Origin of the sequence: Pseudomonas sp. KU43P (assembly GCF_033095865.1) — a bacterium.
Classification (GTDB): Bacteria; Pseudomonadota; Gammaproteobacteria; order Pseudomonadales; family Pseudomonadaceae; genus Aquipseudomonas.
Map to the genome: position 1 here is coordinate 3,776,071 of NZ_AP019365.1, position 16,460 is coordinate 3,792,530.

General features: G+C 64.2%; 16 protein-coding genes. 4 read left to right on the plus strand and 12 right to left on the minus strand.

The features are described from left to right. Position 1: 1 nt before the first annotated feature. Positions 2–763, minus strand: a complete 762-nt coding sequence (locus KU43P_RS17405) for a sulfite exporter TauE/SafE family protein (protein ID WP_317658662.1) — start codon at positions 761–763, stop codon at positions 2–4. A 99-nt stretch (positions 764–862) separates the two neighbouring features. Between KU43P_RS17405 and KU43P_RS17410 the strand changes: the two genes are divergently transcribed. Further along, positions 863–1,783, plus strand: coding sequence for a LysR family transcriptional regulator (locus KU43P_RS17410; protein ID WP_317658664.1), 921 nt, complete (start codon positions 863–865; stop codon positions 1,781–1,783). A 116-nt stretch (positions 1,784–1,899) separates the two neighbouring features. On the opposite strand, the gene KU43P_RS17415 is transcribed toward KU43P_RS17410, so the two are convergent. After that, the gene (locus KU43P_RS17415; protein WP_317658665.1) at positions 1,900–2,094 is read right to left on the minus strand and encodes a hypothetical protein; all 195 of its coding nucleotides are present in this window, start codon (positions 2,092–2,094) and stop codon (positions 1,900–1,902) included. A 688-nt stretch (positions 2,095–2,782) separates the two neighbouring features. Here KU43P_RS17415 and KU43P_RS17420 point away from each other — a divergent pair. Next, on the plus strand, positions 2,783–2,968 hold the full coding sequence (locus KU43P_RS17420) for a hypothetical protein (RefSeq protein ID WP_317658666.1): 186 nt from the start codon (positions 2,783–2,785) through the stop codon (positions 2,966–2,968). 46 nt (positions 2,969–3,014) lie between these two features. Here KU43P_RS17420 and KU43P_RS17425 read toward each other — a convergent pair whose 3' ends face one another. From KU43P_RS17425 to speB, 8 genes are all read right to left on the minus strand, one after another. Next, on the minus strand, positions 3,015–4,274 hold the full coding sequence (locus tag KU43P_RS17425; RefSeq protein ID WP_317658667.1) for an MFS transporter: 1,260 nt from the start codon (positions 4,272–4,274) through the stop codon (positions 3,015–3,017). Between the two features lie 59 nt (positions 4,275–4,333). Continuing rightward, positions 4,334–5,389 (minus strand): sugar phosphate isomerase/epimerase family protein, encoded by a 1,056-nt coding sequence (locus tag KU43P_RS17430; protein WP_317658668.1) that lies wholly within the window; start codon positions 5,387–5,389, stop codon positions 4,334–4,336. A 126-nt stretch (positions 5,390–5,515) separates the two neighbouring features. Next, a complete protein-coding gene (locus tag KU43P_RS17435) occupies positions 5,516–7,012 on the minus strand; it encodes a PLP-dependent aminotransferase family protein (protein ID WP_317658669.1) in 1,497 nt (498 codons plus the stop codon). Positions 7,013–7,074: 62 nt separating this feature from the next. Continuing rightward, positions 7,075–8,757, minus strand: a complete 1,683-nt coding sequence (betA, locus tag KU43P_RS17440; protein WP_317658670.1) for a choline dehydrogenase — start codon at positions 8,755–8,757, stop codon at positions 7,075–7,077. Then, positions 8,750–10,234 (minus strand): purine-cytosine permease family protein, encoded by a 1,485-nt coding sequence (locus tag KU43P_RS17445; protein ID WP_317658672.1) that lies wholly within the window; start codon positions 10,232–10,234, stop codon positions 8,750–8,752. Before KU43P_RS17445 ends, betA begins: the two co-directional genes overlap by 8 nt. Beyond that, complete coding sequence (locus tag KU43P_RS17450) at positions 10,231–10,410, minus strand: hypothetical protein (RefSeq protein WP_317658673.1); 180 nt, start codon at positions 10,408–10,410, stop codon at positions 10,231–10,233. Before KU43P_RS17450 ends, KU43P_RS17445 begins: the two co-directional genes overlap by 4 nt. Before the next feature lie 93 nt (positions 10,411–10,503). After that, positions 10,504–12,012 (minus strand): aldehyde dehydrogenase family protein, encoded by a 1,509-nt coding sequence (locus KU43P_RS17455; RefSeq protein WP_317658675.1) that lies wholly within the window; start codon positions 12,010–12,012, stop codon positions 10,504–10,506. 13 nt (positions 12,013–12,025) lie between these two features. Then, entirely contained in the window at positions 12,026–12,997 is a 972-nt protein-coding gene (speB, locus tag KU43P_RS17460; protein ID WP_317658676.1) for an agmatinase, read from the minus strand. A gap of 266 nt (positions 12,998–13,263) precedes the next feature. Between speB and KU43P_RS17465 the strand changes: the two genes are divergently transcribed. Together KU43P_RS17465 and KU43P_RS17470 are read left to right on the plus strand one after the other, a co-directional pair. Further along, positions 13,264–14,172 carry a LysR family transcriptional regulator gene (locus tag KU43P_RS17465; protein ID WP_317658678.1) on the plus strand — a complete coding sequence of 303 codons (909 nt, stop codon included), beginning with the start codon at positions 13,264–13,266 and terminating at the stop codon, positions 14,170–14,172. Between the two features lie 148 nt (positions 14,173–14,320). Beyond that, positions 14,321–15,349 carry an alpha/beta fold hydrolase gene (locus KU43P_RS17470; RefSeq protein ID WP_317658680.1) on the plus strand — a complete coding sequence of 343 codons (1,029 nt, stop codon included), beginning with the start codon at positions 14,321–14,323 and terminating at the stop codon, positions 15,347–15,349. 6 nt (positions 15,350–15,355) lie between these two features. On the opposite strand, the gene KU43P_RS17475 is transcribed toward KU43P_RS17470, so the two are convergent. Beyond that, entirely contained in the window at positions 15,356–16,042 is a 687-nt protein-coding gene (locus KU43P_RS17475; RefSeq protein ID WP_317658682.1) for a peptidoglycan DD-metalloendopeptidase family protein, read from the minus strand. A gap of 102 nt (positions 16,043–16,144) precedes the next feature. Continuing rightward, positions 16,145–16,432 (minus strand): hypothetical protein, encoded by a 288-nt coding sequence (locus tag KU43P_RS17480; RefSeq protein WP_317658683.1) that lies wholly within the window; start codon positions 16,430–16,432, stop codon positions 16,145–16,147. Positions 16,433–16,460: the final 28 nt, after the last annotated feature.

Genomic DNA, 16,460 nt, shown 5'->3' on the forward strand with positions numbered 1-16,460 from the left:
ATCAGCCGGCCAGCAAGTCCCAGGACAGCTTGGCGATCAGCACGCACAGCAGCACCAGGAACAACCCGCGAACAAAACCGGCGCCTTTGCGCACTGCCAGCCAGGTGCCGGTCAGGGCGCCGAGAACATTGCACGCTGCCATCGGCAAAGCGATGGCGTACAGCACATTGCCGGACGGCACGAAGAACACCAGCGCCGCGAGGTTGGTGGCGATATTCACCACCTTGGCCGAGGCCGAGGCGTGCAGGAAGTCCAGGGCGAAGAAGCGGATGAACAGGAAGATCAGGAAGCTGCCGGTGCCTGGCCCGAACAGGCCGTCGTAGAAGCCGATGGCGCCACCGATCAGCACCGCCAGGCACTGCTCCTTGCGGCCGATCTTGGCAGGCGTGTGCAAGGTGCCGAAGTCCTTCTTGCAGAAGGTGTAGATCGCCATCAGCACGATCAGCACCAGCACCGCCGGGCGCATCACGCTGGGCGGCACCAGCGACACCGTGGCCGCGCCCGCGAACGACATGACGAAGGCGCTGATTGCTGCCGGCACGATCAGGCCCCAGTCCAGGGTCACCTTGCGGATGAACGAGCGCGCGGCGAATGCCGTGCCGCATACCGACGCCAGCTTGTTGCTGCCCAGCAACGCCGCCGGCTGCGCCGTGGGCAGCACATTGAACAGCGCCGGGATCTGGATCAGCCCACCACCGCCCACGGCGGCATCGATCAAGCCGGCGGCAAAGGCGAACAGGGAAAGTACGGCGATATCCATCATGGCGCGGTTCCAGGCAGTGAAGACAGACTGCAAGGCTAATCAAAGCGCCGCGCTTGTGTTGAAATGCCATATTGCAAAAACTGCAACGAGGAACCCTCCATGGCATTGGACATGCTGCGCGAAATCCAGGCATTCGTCAGCGTTGCGCACAAGCGCAGCTTCGTCGCCGCGGCACGCGCCTTGGGCCGCTCACCCAGCGCCATTACCCGCGCGGTACAAACCCTGGAAGACAACACCGGGTGCAAGCTGCTCATCCGCAACGCCAACACCGTCACCCTCAGCGAAGCCGGCGAACGCCTGCTGCCACATGCCGAGCGCTTGCTGGATGTGCAACGCGATGCCACCGATGAACTGGCCGCGCTCACGGGCAGCGCCCAGGGCTGGATCCGCTTTGCTGTGCCGCAACTGCTCGGCGAGCATGTGCTGCCCGGCATGCTGGCAGCCTTTTCCCGGCGCCACCCGCAGGTGACCCTGGACGTGCAGTACCGTGACGAGGCCATCGACCCGTTGCTGGGCAAGCTCGATTTCGTGGTGCGCGGCGCGTTTGCGCAATCGAGCGAACTGATCGGCTACCCCCTGTGGCGCTACCGCCGGCATCTCTACGCCAGCCCTGAATACCTGGCCCGCGCCGGCACACCGCACGAGCCCGAACAGCTGGCCGACCACGCGCTGATCCTGCACACCGCGCCCCGTATTCTCAAGGCCTGGCACTTCTGCCGCGATGGCCACATCACCAGCATGCGCCCGCACCCCCGCTTGCGCTTGAGCGCGGGCGATGCGGTGTATCACAGCACCCTGGCCGGCGCCGGCATTGCCCGCCTGGCGGACTGGGTAGGCGAAGCCCAGGTACGGGCCGGGCGCCTGGTGCGGGTATGCCCGCAGTACCGGCTGACGTCCAGCACCGGGCAGGACCCACAGATGCACGCGGTGTACCCCGCAGGTGAGCTACCAGCGCGTGTGCGCGAACTGTTGCTGGCCTTGCGCCAGGCCGGTGAGGCGGCCATTGAACAGCCCTCATAAAGGCTGTTCAAATTCTGTCCAATTTAACAGAGCCCGCCATTTTCCTGGCCTACAGCGTTTTATCCACAGACCTACCCACGTTTTTTGTGGACAGATTTCCTCATGTAAAGAAGGACTTATCGCACCTCAAGCAAGGCCGCATTCGCAGCCCTTACCAGCTCGACCCATTCAAGCGCGCTGATCACGCCTGACTGCTCCAGCGCTTCGGCACTGCGCAAGGCTTTATCGTAATCATCCTCGTCGAGGATGCCGGCGGCGAGATAACGGCTACGCCACTCCAACATGGCTGAAGCGCCCTTCTTGCATTCCATCTATGTATCGGCTCCCAGGCAAATGGCCGGCTCGCTGTCGCGACCCATTGTGACGCGGGGAGACTACACGAGCCTTTTGCACTTGAGAACGACTTGCAGCTACCACCGGTCCAGTGGTGCAACCGGGTAGCACTACAGGGTGAAATCAGCTTGGCGGAATGGTGCCGAGCAGACCGATCAGAATGGTCAGCAGCAGAAAACCACCCAGAAACAGCGCGAGCTTGCCCATTGGAACCTCTTCAAAGTGATGTCGGGACACGCTCATTGTCGACCTCAGGCTGATACGGTTACAGATTCAGGTTTGACGAAAAAAAGCGGATCAGATGGCGCGGGGCCGTTCTGCTATCGCGCCTTGAGCGCTTTCTAAAAGGCGGGGGCCTCCTCCGTGTGGCGGTAATTGCTACATAAGGTTTCAGTCATGGCTGCCGCGCCTGGAGGGATGCCAGGGAAGCCTCGGAACGGGTCGGGACGCTGGAAAGCCAGAACATTCGGGGGGTGTGAAGGGGCGCCAGCTTTACGAATTGCAACAACTACCCTTCAAGTTTGTAGGAAGTGTTTCTTACTGCTGTAGGAAAAAGCCAAGCAACTCGCTTTTCCTGTATGAAAGCCCAGTTTGATCAGGGTTTTCGAGCTGCTACGGTCCGGTTTTCCTACAACGGCAAGGACGCCTTCAGCGCTTGAGAAACATATGGATACGTACACAGCCTCTGCCCTAAAGCTGCAAAAGACTCTGCTCACGCTGCGCCAGACGCGAGATCGCCTCAGAGCCGCGGGCAATGTTGAAGAAGCCGATGAACTTGCACTGAGAATCGCGCGCGTCGAAGAAACCCTTGCGCAGATGCCGTCGGCACTGCAATCACTGACCTTGCAATAAGCGCCTGCAGGGGCTGCCGCGATGCCAGCCCCTGCACGGCCGTCGATCAGGCCAAGGCCTCTGTTTGCTGTTGGCTGGCGCGGCGCTTGACCATCCGCTGCAACAGGCCGGACACGCCGAAGCCCACCACCGCCAGCACGCTCATCAGGCTGAACACGTAGGTGTAGCCCAGCTCACCCGGGTAGCGGTCGAGCAGCGAACCGTAGATCACGTAGGCGAACATCCCCGGCGCATAGCCGATCAGGCAACCAATGCCGAAGGCAGACCCGGTAATCCGCGAAGGAATGCCGACCTCGCTCATCGGCGCCCAGAACACCCCGCGCATGGTGAACACCACCAGGGCGAAGGTCAGCGTGGCGGCCATACCGGCATAGATGAAGCTCTCCTGGCGCGGGATGTTGAGGATGATCAGCATCAGCGGCAGCAACGCCAGGAACGCCCACTTCAGGTAACGGCTGGAACTCTTCAGCTGCTTGTCGGCAATGTAGCCGCCGGCCGGGCCGCCGAGCACCTTGAGGAAGTACTGGTTGATGATGCCGTAGGCACCCACCAGCGCCACCGGCAGGTGGTACATGTCCTTGAGGTAGGGAATGAAGTAGGTCAGGCCGCAATACACGATGTAGACCATGAACACGTTCAGGCTCACCAGCCAGATGCCTGGCGAACGCACCGCTTCGAGCAGGGCCTTGCTGCCGACCGGCTCACGGCTGCCTGCCACCTGCGGGTCGCCTTTGAGCAGGAACAAGGTGAGCACACCCACCCCGATATCAATCGACGAATAGAACAGGATGGCGGCCTTGAGCCCCACAGCGCCGGAGCCCAGGGCGACGAACACGCCCAGCGCGGAGAACGCCACCAGGGTGTCGACCACACCGCGCCCGCCTTCGAGGAAGCCGAACATGCGGCTTTGCTCGTTGTCGTTGCCGAGGTTGCGCACGGCCTTGAGCAACGACGGCCAGAACAGGCAGTCGGCACACACCGCCAGCAGGCTGAACACGATCAGCTGCTGGTTGAAGCCGGGGAAGCTGGCCAGGTACACGCCCAGGCCACCGGCGCCGATCAGCCCCAGCGGAATCAGCCGGCGGGTTTCGAAGCGGTCGGCGAGCAAGCCGCCGAGCACGAACAGGGCCGTGGCGACGATCGCGTTGGCACTGAGCAGCGTGCCGATCTGGGTGTGGGTCAGGCCCATGTGCTCTTGCATGGGGATGTAGAAGGCATCCTTGAGGCTGGACAGTTTGTAGATGGTGCCACCGCCAAGGACGAGGACCAGAAAGCGCAGCCACTTGGCTTTAGCCGGTGCTGTCATTGTTGTTCTCCACAGTTTCCGGGGTATGGGCGCCGTCGCCGACGGCGGATCGAATGTGCTCAGTGGTCTGCCAGGGCCAGTTCGGCCAGCAGGCGCAACTCGCCCAGCAGGCCACGCAGGTAGCGCACCTGGTTGTTGGCCCAGCGGTGTTCGTCGGTGAGCATTCGCTCCAGGCTGTAACCCGGCGGCAGCGGGGTTTCGCTCATCTCGCGATAGGGAATGAACGGGTCGCTGGCCTCGCCTGTCTGGCGGAAGGCAGGTGCGATGTAGTGGTTTTCCTGTTCGAGGATGAAGGCCACCACTTGCGGGCGCTGCTCGCCGAGCAACAACAGCTCCAACAGCATGCGGGCGCTGGGCAACTGGTCTTCGGCACTGCCCTGCAGCACCCCGTAGTGGCCAAAGCCGTTGGCCTCGGGCACCACGCGCACACCCTTGAGGTGCACCTGGCGAATGAACGGCGCAAGGTTGGCCAGGGCCGGCAGCGGTTTTTCGCAGGCGTTGATCATGTTGCCGAAATCGAACAGCGCGTTCAGCCGTGGGTGCCCTACCCGGCGCAGCAAGCTGGCGATCTCGTCGCTCTTGAGCTCTTCGTGCTGCTCGAAATCGAAGTGCAGGTCATGCTCATCGGCCAGCTGCGCCAGGCGCTGCAGGTCGTCCTCGATGATGCCCATGACCCGCGACAGGTGCCCCTCGTAACGCGAGTAGATGCGGATGTTGCGGCTGCCGATGGCACGGGCCACGGCCACCGCCTGGTCGACATCTTCGGGCAGCGTGCTGCTGATTTCCAGGTGCACGTCCAGGCCGTAGTCGCGGGCCTTGGCGGCAAAAGCAGCGAGGCGTTCGGCGGGCATTTGCGAGAGGCTGTTGTGCTCGCCGTCGAGCAGGTGCAGGGCCAGGCCGTCAAGCTCGTGCCGGTAGGCGAAGTCGAGCATGTCCTCGGGGCTGACACGGCCGTGGGTCAGGTTGGTCAGCAGTGGGTAGCCATGGGCGAACAGGCGCAGGCTGTCGAGGCGAGCCAGCAAACGCTGGGCAAGGTCTTGGGTGAGCACCGGGGGCGTGGTGGCCCCGGCGTTGTGGCCCATGAGGGCGGCGAAGCGGGCTTGGATAGCTGTCATTATTATCATTCCTGAGCGATGCCGGGGTGGCCGGCTGTGCTTTTATCGCTCTGGAATGGTGCTATCCCTATAGCCATTACTGATTTGTTGATATGACCACTTTGCACGCCCGCCGTCGTGCCCGCTTCACACCCCCAGGCCGAGCCGGCGCATACCCTGAGCCAGTTCCTGTACGCGCTGGCGGGCCTGCGCTTGCGGCGTCGCGGCGAAACCGAGCAGCAACCCCGGCGGCAGATACCGCTGCAGACAGTAGTCGCGCAGCGCGTAGGTGTAGACCTGGTGTTCGGCCAGGCCACGGGCCACGGCGTCGTCATCGACCTCTGCAGGCAGCCAGCCAATCAGGTGCAGGCCCGCCTCCACCGGCGCCACCGAAAGCAGCCCGCCCAGCTCGCTGTGCAAGGCTTCCACCAGGCAGGCCTGGCGCTCCTGGTACAGCGCACGCATGCGCCGGATATGGCCGAGGAAATGGCCGTCCTGCATGAAGTCGGCAGTGGTGGCCTGGTGCAGGGTCGAAGGGCTGCGGTCCATGACCGCGCGGATGGCGCAGAACGGCTCCACCAGGGCCTCGGGCAGAATCACGTAGCCCAGGCGCAATGACGGGTACAGCACCTTGCTGAAGGTGCCGACGTAGATCACTCGCTGCCAGGGGTCCATGGCGTACAGCGCCGGCAGCGAACGGCCCACGTAACGAAACTCGCTGTCGCAGTCGTCTTCGATGACCCAGCCCTGGCTGCGCGAGGCCCAGTCGATCAGCTCCTGGCGGCGTGCATGGCTCATGGTGGTGCCCAGCGGGTGCTGGCGCGACGGCGTGGTGAACGCCAGGCGTGCATCCGGGCATTCGCGCAGCCCCTGCTGCACGTCCAGGCCCTGCTCGTCGATGCGCAGCGGCACCAACTGGCAGCCCAGCGCCTGGAAGGCGATGCGCGCGGCAATGTGCCCTGGGTCTTCCATCCACACGCTGTCACCGGGGTTGAGCAGCAACATGCCGAGCAGGTTGAACGCTTGCTGAGCACCCGAGGTAATGACCACCTGGTCGACGCTGCACTCGATGCCACGGGCATCGAATACATACTCGACGATCGCCTCGCGCAGGCGTTGCAGGCCCTTCACTTCGCCGTAGCCCAGTTGCGCCTTGCCCGGCTTGCGCAGGTGACGGTTGACCAGGCGCTTCCACACCGGCATGGGGAAGGCATCGTAAGCCGGGTGGCTGGGCAGCAAGGACACCGGGCACTCCGGCGCCCAAGCGTTGTAGGACACACCGCTGAAATGCGTACTGCGCAGGGAGTGCACCGCCTGGCTCATGCTCGACAGGCGCGGCGGCTTGGCCGCCGCCCCAGCATCAGGGCCGCGCCCTTCCCACTCGTTGCCAACGTAGGTGCCGGCGCCGGTACGGGAGGCCAGGAAGCCCTCGGCGGTGAGCAGGTCGAAGGCGTTGAGCAAGGTGATCCGCGACAACCCCAGCTCCTTGCACAGGGTGCGGGTCGACGGCAGGCGAGTGCCGCCCGCCAGCCGACCGCTGAGGATCTGCTTGCGCACCTGCAGGTACAGCTGCCGGTACAGCGGCACTTGGCTGGTGCGATCCAGTTCGACGCCGCTGAGCAGCACGCCGCCGGGTGTTTTCATGTTGGCCTGGCCCTGTGGAGATGGTCGGCGGCCATTGTACGCCGGCCTTCACAGGTTGCGCCTCAGCCCACCTGACGCGCAGGCGCATGGCTGCGCTGCTTGTCCTCCCAGTCGCCCACCAGGCCCACCGGCACCTCTGCAGCGGCCAACGGCTTGCGCCCGCGCACCAGGTCAGAAGCGCGCTCGGCGAGCATGATGGTCGGTGCATTGAGGTTACCGTTGGGCTCGCTGGGGAACACCGACGAGTCGATCACCCGCAGGCCTTGCAAGCCGTGCACGCGCAATTCGGAATCGACCACCGCCAAGTCGTCCTCGCCCATGCGGCAGGAACCGCAGGGGTGCATGGTGCTTTCCATGTTGGCGCGCACGAAGGCATCGATCTGCTCGTCGGTCTGCACGTGTGCGCCCGGCGCCAGCTCCTCGCCGCGGAAGCGGTCCATGGCCGGCTGGCCGATGATCTCCCGGGTCAGGCGCACGCAACGGCGGAAGCCTTCGCGGTCTTCTTCGCGCTCCAGGTAGTTGAAGCGGATTTCCGGGTGCTGGTACGGGTCGGCCGACAGTGCCCGGACGTGGCCACGGCTCTTGGGCTTGTTCGGCCCGGTGAGCACCATGAAGCCGTGCCCCTTGAATGGCTTGTTGCCGTCGTAACGCATGGCGGCCGGCAGGAAGTGGAACTGGATGTCAGGCCAGCGCAGCCCCTTGGCCGAGCGGATGAAACCACCGGCCTCGAAGTGGTTGCTGGCGCCCAGGCCGTCCTTGAACAGCAACCAGCGCAGGCCGATCAGGGCCTTGCCCAACAGGCTCATCTTGCCGTTGAGGGTGACCGGCTCCTTGCACGCATACTGGATATAGATTTCCGAATGGTCCTGCAGGTTTTCGCCAACCCCCGGGAGGTCGTGGCGCACCTCGATGCCCGCCTTGCGCAGCACGGCCTCAGGGCCGATGCCGGAGCGCTGCAACAGGTGCGGGGAACCGATGGGGCCCGACGACACCAGCACCTCGCGGTTGCAGTACACCTTGTGGGTCTGGCCGCCCTCATCGTACTCCACCCCTACCGCGCGCTTGCCTTCGAGCAGGATGCGCCGGGTCATGGCGTGGGTGACCACGGTCAGGTTGGGGCGGCTCATGGCCGGTCGCAGGTAGGCGTTGGCCGTGGACCAGCGCACACCGTCCTTGACCGTCATGTGCATGGCGCCGAAGCCTTCCTGCATGTAGCCGTTGCAGTCGTCGGTCTTGATGTAGCCCGCCTCGGCGCCCGCCTCGATCCAAGCGCCGTACAATGGGTTCTGCATGTTGTTGCCGTTGTTGGTGGCCAGCGGGCCGCTGGCGCCGCGGTAGTCATCGCCACCGAACTTGTACTGCTCGGCGCGCTTGAAATACGGCAGGCAGTTGCGATAGCCCCAGCCCTTGGCACCCAGGCTTTCCCACTCGTCGAAGTCATGGGCATGGCCACGGATGTACACCAGGCCATTGATCGACGAAGACCCGCCCAACACCTTGCCCCGCGGGCAATGCAGGCGTCGACCGTCCAGGTGCTTTTCAGAAGCGGTCTCGTAGTGCCAGTTGTACTTCCTGGTGTTCATCGGCAGCGAGAAGGCGCTGGGCATCTGGATCAGCACGCTGCGGTCGCTGCCGCCGTATTCCAGGACCAGCACCGAAGTGCCCGCATCCTCGGTCAGCCGGCTGGCCAGGACACAACCGGCTGACCCGGCACCAATGATGATGTAGTCGTAGTGTTTATTCATTGCTGTAGCCCTTAGCACCAAGGCCCGCTGCCTCATGTGTGCGTTCATTGCCGTGGGGATAGCCGCCCCAGCCCAGCCGGGCGGCCAACATTCGGGTCAACCCGTAGTGGACCAGCCCGGCCAGCAGGCAGGACGGCAGCGAAGCGGTGACGAAGCGGAAGAAGTGGGTATTGGCCAGCGTCTGCGGGTTGAACACCACCACGTAGATCGCGAAGCCCGCCACCAGCGCGACCAGCGCAATGGGGTTGAAGCCCTTGCAGAAGCGCAGCGGCGACTCGCCTTGCGCGGCGTACAGGTGGCGCAGGTTCAGGCGCTGGCGGCGCAGGAAGAAGTAGTCGGCGATGCCGATGCCGGCCAGGGCGCTGTTGAGGGCGGAGGTCCACACCAGGAAGATGAAGAAGCCGTCGTAGATACCTGGCAGCAACAGCACGATGGCCACCGGGATCACGCAGAACAGCGCGATCAGCAAACCCCAGCGCATGGCCCGCAGGCGCTCCCCGGCCAACTGGCGCAGACCGATCACTGCGGTGTAGAGGATGTTGACCATGCCCGTGAGGTTGGCCAGCGCCAGGAAGCTCAGCGCCACCACGCCAAAGCCCAGGCCGCCGGCCAGGCGCATCCAGGTGGTAGGGTCGCTGCTACCCAGGGTCGAGGCAGCGAACAGGCTGACGGTTTCGCCCAGCGACGCCGCGCCGAAGATACCTACCAGGTTGGGCCAGAACGCCGTGCGCTGGTTGCTGCACAAACGCGACAGGTTGCCCAGATAAGGCCACCAGGAGAACCCTGCGGCGATGTTGATTTCGACCGCGATCATGAAGTTCACGTGAGGGTCTTCGAACGGCGGTTGCAAGGCCGGCATGGCCAGCAGCTCGCCGATGCTGAAGCGCTGGGCGATCAAGTACATCAGCGCCAGCATGATCAGGATCAGGCTGGGCGCAATCACCGCGCTCAGGCGCCGGATCATGTCCGGCCCGCGCATGGCCACTGCCGCCGCCAGCACAATGGCCAACAGGCCACCGGCGGTCACGATCCAGCCATCGCCGGCACCGGCCGGGCGCTGCTGCACCAGGGTGTCGAGGTTGTCCAGCGCACGCCCGCACATCAGGCCCAGCACCGCCAGCCAGCCCATGGTCAGCACCACCACCGACAGTACATAGACCAGCCGGCTGCCATTGATGCCGAACATGCTGCGCAGGAAGGTGAACTGCTCCAGCCCGTACTTGCCGCAGGGCAAGCTGGTGGAACTGGCGGCGAGGATCACGCCGATGATGTTGCCGATGACCACGGCGCAGATGCCCTGGCGCGGCCCGACGAACAACGCCGTGGCGCCACCGATCAGGAACACCCAGGTGGCCACGGCCAATGCCGAGTTGGCGTAGGCGAAGCCCCAGAAGCCCCAGACCCGTTCGCTGGGCAGCAAGGGTGTGTCGCCCCGCTCGGCGCCCAGGCGAAATTCCTGCTCACGGGAAGCGTTCATGGCTGGCCTCCCCACAGGTAGAAGCCGACGACCACGGCCACCGCCAGCAGCGCCACCGCGAAGCAGTCGGTGGCGGTCAACGCCCCCGGCCAGCGCTGGCCGGCTTGCAGTTCTTCATAGGCGCGCAGGCGCCGGTCCAGGTCTTGCGCACGCTCCACATCGACTTCGCTGCTCATGGGCATCACCTCGTAGGTTCTTGTTCTTGGAATATGATGCAAGCCGATTCGGCAGCGCCGCTGCCATGCGGCTACGGCGCTGCCGCCCTGTCGCTAGGGCAAGGTGATCCACACGGCTTTGGTTTCCAGCAGAAACTCCAGTTGCTCCGCGCCCATGTCCTTGCCATAGCCCGATTGCTTGTAGCCACCGAACGGCATGGACGGGTCCAGGGTGCTGTGCGCATTGACATACACGGTGCCCGCGCGCAGTTGCGGGATCAGGCCGTGGACGCGGCCAAGGTCATTGGAGTACAGCGCCGCCGCCAGGCCGAACGCCGAGTCGTTGGCCAGGGCCAGCGCCTCTTCCTGGCTGTCGAACGGTTGGGTCACCAGCACCGGGCCGAAGATCTCTTCCTGCACCACGCGCATGTCGTTGCGGCAGTTGGCGAAGATGGTTGGCTGCACATAGAACCCCGGGCCCGCGACAGGTTCGCCGCCGTAGTACAACTGCGCGCCCTCTTCTTTGCCCAGGGCGATATAGCCGAGCACGCTTTGTTGTTGCTTGCGCGACACCATCGGGCTGATGAAGCAGTCCGGGTCCAGGCCGGGTGCGATCTTCAGTGTCGCGGTGTATTCGGCCAGCGCCTGCAGAAACTGTGGGTAGATGCTGCGCTCGATGTAGGCACGCGTGCCCGCATCACACACCTGCCCCGAGTTGAAGAACACGCCGTTGGCCACCGCCTGCGCTGCCGCCGGGATGTCGGCATCGGCGAACACGATCACCGGCGACTTGCCGCCCAGCTCCAGGGTCAGGCGCTTCATCTGGTCCATCGAGGCCTTGCCCACCGAACAGCCGACCGGGGTCGAGCCGGTGAAGCTCAGCTTGTCGATACCCGGATGGCTGGACATCGCCGTGCCAACCACACTACCGCGCCCGGTGACGATGTTGATCACGCCTGCTGGAATGCCGGCTTGCTCGACCAGTTCGGCAAAGCGCAAGGCCGACAACGAGGTCAGCTCGGCCGGTTTCACCACCACCGTGCAGCCGGTCGCCAGCGCGGCGCCGAGCTTCCAGGCCATGGTCTGCAACGGGAAGTTCCAGGGCACGATCACGCCCACTACCCCGACCGGCTCCTTGCGGGTGTAGGCGAGGTAATTGCCTGGCAGCGAAGGCTCCACAGTGCGCCCGTGAATCTTGCTGGCCCAGCCGGCGAAGTAGCGGAAGGTGTCGATAGTGCCCTGGATGTCCACGGCGCGCGCCTGCTCCACCGACTTGCCCATGTCGATCGATTCGATCTGCGCCAGCTCGTCGCCATTGCGCTCGATCAGGTCCGCCAAGCGATGCAGCAGGCGTTCGCGCTCCAGGGGTTTGAGCTGGCTCCACGGCCCGCCGTCGAACTGCGCACGGGCAGCCTGCACTGCACGGTCGAGGTCGGCGGCGGTGCCCATGGGAATGCGCGTCAGCACAGCTTCGGTGGAGGGTTCGATCACCTCGCTGGTGGCGCCGTCGCTGGCCTCGACCCAGGCGCCGCCGATGAACTGGCGCTGGGGCTTGGACAGGAAGCGCTGAGTAGCCTCCAGCACACCGAATGCCTGCAGATAGTCTTTAACCTTGTTGTCCACGGTGTGTCCCCGATCAGCGAGCGCGGGCGCGCTCATGGAAGATGAAGCCGATGCTGTTCATCAGCAGTTGCGCGGCGAGGATCGAGGTAACGCCGGCCGGGTCGTAGGCCGGGGCCACTTCCACCAAGTCCATGCCCACTACCCTGCCCTGGCTGCGGCGCGCCAGGGCCTGGATGATTTCCAGCACCTCGTAGTAGAGGAATCCGCCGTGGCTGGGCGTGCCGGTGCCGGGGGCGATGGACGGGTCGAAGCCGTCGATGTCGATGGTGATGTAGTAGTCACGGCCTTCGGGAATCTTCGCCAGCACGCCTTCCGGGCCCAGGCGGCGCACGTCGCGCACCGAGAGGATCTGCGAACCGGCGTCACGCGCCGCGTCGTAGTCGTCGCGGTTGGACGACGACACATTACGGATGCCCATCTGAGTCATGCCAACGATGTGATCCAGCTCCGAGGCACGGCGCAGCGGGCTGCCGTGGCCATAGCGCACGCCATGGCGCTCGTCGACGAAATCAAGGTGGGCGTCGAAGTGGATGATGTGGATCGGCCCGCGCCCCTCGAACGCCTTGATCACCGGCGCGTGGATCGAGTGGTCGCCACCCAGCACCACCGGCATGGCGCCCGAGGCGAGAATCTGACGCACGGCAGCTTCGATATTGGCGTTGCTGCTGGCCATGTCGGTGTGGACGATGTCGGCATCGCCCACATCGACCATGCGCACCTGCTCCTGGGTCAGGTAGGTGACGTCATCCTCGTGGTCATATGCACCACTGTGGCCGAACGAGAACAGCGTGGATGCCTCGCGGATGCCGCGCGGCCCGAAACGTGCGCCGGAACGCCACTGGGTACCCATGTCGTTGGGTGCGCCGAGGATCGCCACATCGGCGTCGATGGCGTTCCAATCGGTACAGATGGGCGATTTGGCGAAAGTGCAATGCCCCACGAAGGGCAGGTTCAGGCGGCCGGATTCATAACCGTGCTTTGCCATGTTCGGGCTTCTCCACTTCTTGTTCTGTTCAGGAGACGGCGCCCGTGCAGGGCCGCCGTTGCAGCCACTATGGGCGCAGCCCGTCAGCGGAAAAATGCGCAACTGCAGATGCATACATCGGAGAAACCGAAGTATTGAAGGCTTTTGAAATCTGCAGGAGACCGGCATTGCGGTAGCACGCCCTGGCATGCTTACCTTGGCCAAAAACAATCGATCGGATGCTCATATCAGCTTCACCGATGTGACGCACCGACAGGAGGCCAGGCGTGATCCAGCTCCACGATGTCGATCTCAAGCTCCTCAGGGTGTTCGCCACCATCGTCCGCTGCGGTGGCTTTTCCGCCGCGCAGGCCGCGCTCAACGCTGGCCAGTCGACCATCAGCGAGCAGATGACCCACCTGGAAACGCGGCTGGGCGTGAAGCTTTGCCAGCGCGGGCGCAGCGGCTTTCGCCTGACCGAGCAAGGGGTGGCGATCCACGAAGCGGCATTGCGCCTGCTGGGCGCGGTGGAAAGCTTCTGCCTCGACGCCGATGTGCTCAAGCAGCACATCAGCGGCAAGCTCAATCTCGGCATCATCGACTCCACCCTCACCGACCCCGACTCCCCCGTACCGCGCACCACGCAACGCTTCGTCTCGCGTGGCCACGATGCTCACCTGAACGTCTACATCGGCACGCCTGCGGAGCTGGAAGAACGCGTGCTCGACGGCCGCCTGCACCTGGCCATCGGGCACTTCCCGATGCGCGTGCCAGGGTTGTCCTACCTGCCCCTCTACGACGAGGCGCTGGGCCTTTACTGCGGCCGCCGTCACCCCCTGTTCGGCAGCAAAGCCAGCAATGGCCGGCTGCTGGAAGACGTGCGCGCCTGCCGCCTGGTCGCCCGCGGCTACATGCAGCAGTACGACCTTGACCAGCTGGGCATGAGCAAGGCGGCGGCCACCGTGGAGAACATCGAGGCCGCAGCGATCCTGATTATTTCCGGGGCTTACGTCGGGTTTCTGCCGGTGCATTTCACCGAGCAGTGGGTGAAGAGCGGCGAGATGTGCAGGCTGGGCGCGAGCACCCTGGACCTGAGCTCGCCCTTCGATGTGATCACCCGCCGCGGCGTGGCTGCGCCGCCGATATTGCAGGCATTCATGGAAGACCTGGGGGCTTGCATGCAGCCGGTGACTTGAACCGGGGTTTGTATCTTCTTGTGTTCAAAGTGCGAGCTGATACACAAGTACGCGTGTTACCCGGCGCCACGACACAACCCGGATACAACGGTCTTCTTTACTGGCATGCATCCAATCAGCGCCAACGGTCATGCCAAGGAGACGCCCCATGCTCACTTCCCAACGCTTCAAACGTTCCGCCCTGCTCGCCTGCGCCCTGTTGCCAATAGGCCTGGTGAGCACTGCCGGAACCTACGCCGCCCAAACTGCGCAGCCCGAAAAACACGTAGCAGTGGCCGATGATTTCGGCCCTTTGAAACACATCAAGGCCGGCGTGCTCGACGTGGCCTACGTCGAACAAGGCCCGGCCGACGGCCCCGTGGTGATCCTGCTGCACGGCTGGCCTTACGACATCCACAGCTTCCAGGACGTCGCCCCGGCACTGGCCGCCAAGGGCTACCGCGTGCTGGTGCCGTACGTACGCGGCTATGGTGAAACCCGCTTCCTCTCTGCCAACACACCGCGCAATGCCCAACCTTCAGCGCTGGCCAGCGACGTCATTGCCTTCATGGACGCCCTGCAGGTCAAGCGTGCCGTGCTCGCCGGCTTCGACTGGGGCGCCCGCACTGCCGACATCGTCTCGGCCCTGTGGCCTGAGCGGGTGAAAGCGCTGGTCTCGGTCAGCGGCTACCTGATCAGCAGCCAGCAGGCCGCCAAGGCGCCCTTGCCGCCCAGCGCTGAGTTGCAATGGTGGTACCAGTACTACTTCGCCACCGCGCGCGGTGAGCTGGGCTACAGCAACAATCGCCATGCCTTCGCCAAGCTGATCTGGCAAACCGCATCCCCCCAGTGGGCCTTCGACGACGCCACCTTCGAACGCAGCGCCAAGGCGCTGGACAACCCCGACCAGGTCGCCATCACCGTGCACAACTACCGCTGGCGGCTGGGCCTGGCCCAGGGCGAAACCCGCTACGACCCGCTGGAAGCCAAGCTGGCTCAGTTCCCCAGCATCAGCGTGCCCACCATCACCCTCGAAGGTGACGCCAACGGCGCCCCGCACCCGCCCGCCGAGGCCTATGCCCAGCGTTTCACCGGCAAGTACGAATATCGCCTGCTCAAGGGCGGCATAGGCCACAACCTGCCGCAGGAAGCGCCCCAGGCCTTCGCCCAGGCGGTGGTCGATGCCGACCACCTGTAAGCGCAATCAATTGGCGGCGGGCAACACGCCCAACGGATCGACCGGTTTACCGTTCTGGCGAATCTCGAAGTACAGCTGGGTGCGGTCGGTATCCAGGTCACCGGCTTCGGCAATCTTCTGGCCCTTGCTGACGGTCTGGCCTTCCTTGACCAACAGCTTGCTGTTGTGGCCGTAGACACTGGCGTGGGCAGTGCCGTGCTGAAGGATGATCAGGTTGCCGTAGCCGCGAATGTTGGTGGCGAACGCCACCTTGCCGCCGAGGCTGGCAAACACCGGCTGGCCTGGGCTGGCAGCAATGCGGATGCCCTTGCTGAGTTTGTCGGCGGGCGCATAGCGGCCGATCACCACTGCGTTCTTGATCGGCCAGTCCCAGCCGCGCAGGGTCACCTTGGTGGCCGGAACGGTCGCGGTTCTGGATGCGCTACTGCTGGTGGTCTTGGCCGTGGCGGTGCCTGGGCCGAAGCGAATGCTCTGGCCCACGTTCACCGCATAGGGCGGGCTGATGTTGTTATAGCGCGCCAGGGCCTTGAAATCCCAGCCGTGCCGGGTAGCGATCGAGTAGAGGGTATCGCCGCGCTTGACCTTGTAGACGCCACTGACGACCTTGTTGGCAGATACGCCGGTGCTGGGTGGTTGAGAACTGCACGCGGAAATCGACAGCAGGACAGCGATTACAATGAACCTGAAAAACACACCACACCCTTTGAACAGAGACGCGATTGACGAAGCTGCTCACTATAAAGCACTGGGCGGCGTGTGCATGCCAGGTGATGTCAAGAAAAGTACACCTCTGGGCTAATCCTTAACCTGACAGACCCCATTGGCCCGGTTCTTACCGGTGTACGAAACATCCGGCGAGCCATCCGGGTTGATCGACAGCGAGATCGTCACACCGCTGCCCTTGGCTTCGAAGTAGTTGTCGTTGAACTTCTTCAAGGATGCTTCCTTGCCATTGATGTAGATCGGGCCACCCTTGTCGGCGTGGACTTCGATGTTTCCCGGGCAGGTGGCGTTCAGGAGGGGGATCTGCGCCTGGGCGATGGCGGGGGCGGCCAGCAAGAGGGCTAGCAGTAATGGCTTCATGTGATGCTCCTTGATCTGCGTACGCGAA

Coding starts and splice junctions, on each gene's coding strand:
- KU43P_RS17405 (WP_317658662.1), bottom strand. CDS start 763: ATGATGGATATCGCCGTACTTTCCCTGTTCGCCTTTGCCGCCGGCTTG.
- KU43P_RS17410 (WP_317658664.1), top strand. CDS start 863: ATGGCATTGGACATGCTGCGCGAAATCCAGGCATTCGTCAGCGTTGCG.
- KU43P_RS17415 (WP_317658665.1), bottom strand. CDS start 2,094: ATGGAATGCAAGAAGGGCGCTTCAGCCATGTTGGAGTGGCGTAGCCGT.
- KU43P_RS17420 (WP_317658666.1), top strand. CDS start 2,783: ATGGATACGTACACAGCCTCTGCCCTAAAGCTGCAAAAGACTCTGCTC.
- KU43P_RS17425 (WP_317658667.1), bottom strand. CDS start 4,274: ATGACAGCACCGGCTAAAGCCAAGTGGCTGCGCTTTCTGGTCCTCGTC.
- KU43P_RS17430 (WP_317658668.1), bottom strand. CDS start 5,389: ATGACAGCTATCCAAGCCCGCTTCGCCGCCCTCATGGGCCACAACGCC.
- KU43P_RS17435 (WP_317658669.1), bottom strand. CDS start 7,012: ATGAAAACACCCGGCGGCGTGCTGCTCAGCGGCGTCGAACTGGATCGC.
- betA (WP_317658670.1), bottom strand. CDS start 8,757: ATGAATAAACACTACGACTACATCATCATTGGTGCCGGGTCAGCCGGT.
- KU43P_RS17445 (WP_317658672.1), bottom strand. CDS start 10,234: ATGAACGCTTCCCGTGAGCAGGAATTTCGCCTGGGCGCCGAGCGGGGC.
- KU43P_RS17450 (WP_317658673.1), bottom strand. CDS start 10,410: ATGAGCAGCGAAGTCGATGTGGAGCGTGCGCAAGACCTGGACCGGCGC.
- speB (WP_317658676.1), bottom strand. CDS start 12,997: ATGGCAAAGCACGGTTATGAATCCGGCCGCCTGAACCTGCCCTTCGTG.
- KU43P_RS17470 (WP_317658680.1), top strand. CDS start 14,321: ATGCTCACTTCCCAACGCTTCAAACGTTCCGCCCTGCTCGCCTGCGCC.
- KU43P_RS17480 (WP_317658683.1), bottom strand. CDS start 16,432: ATGAAGCCATTACTGCTAGCCCTCTTGCTGGCCGCCCCCGCCATCGCC.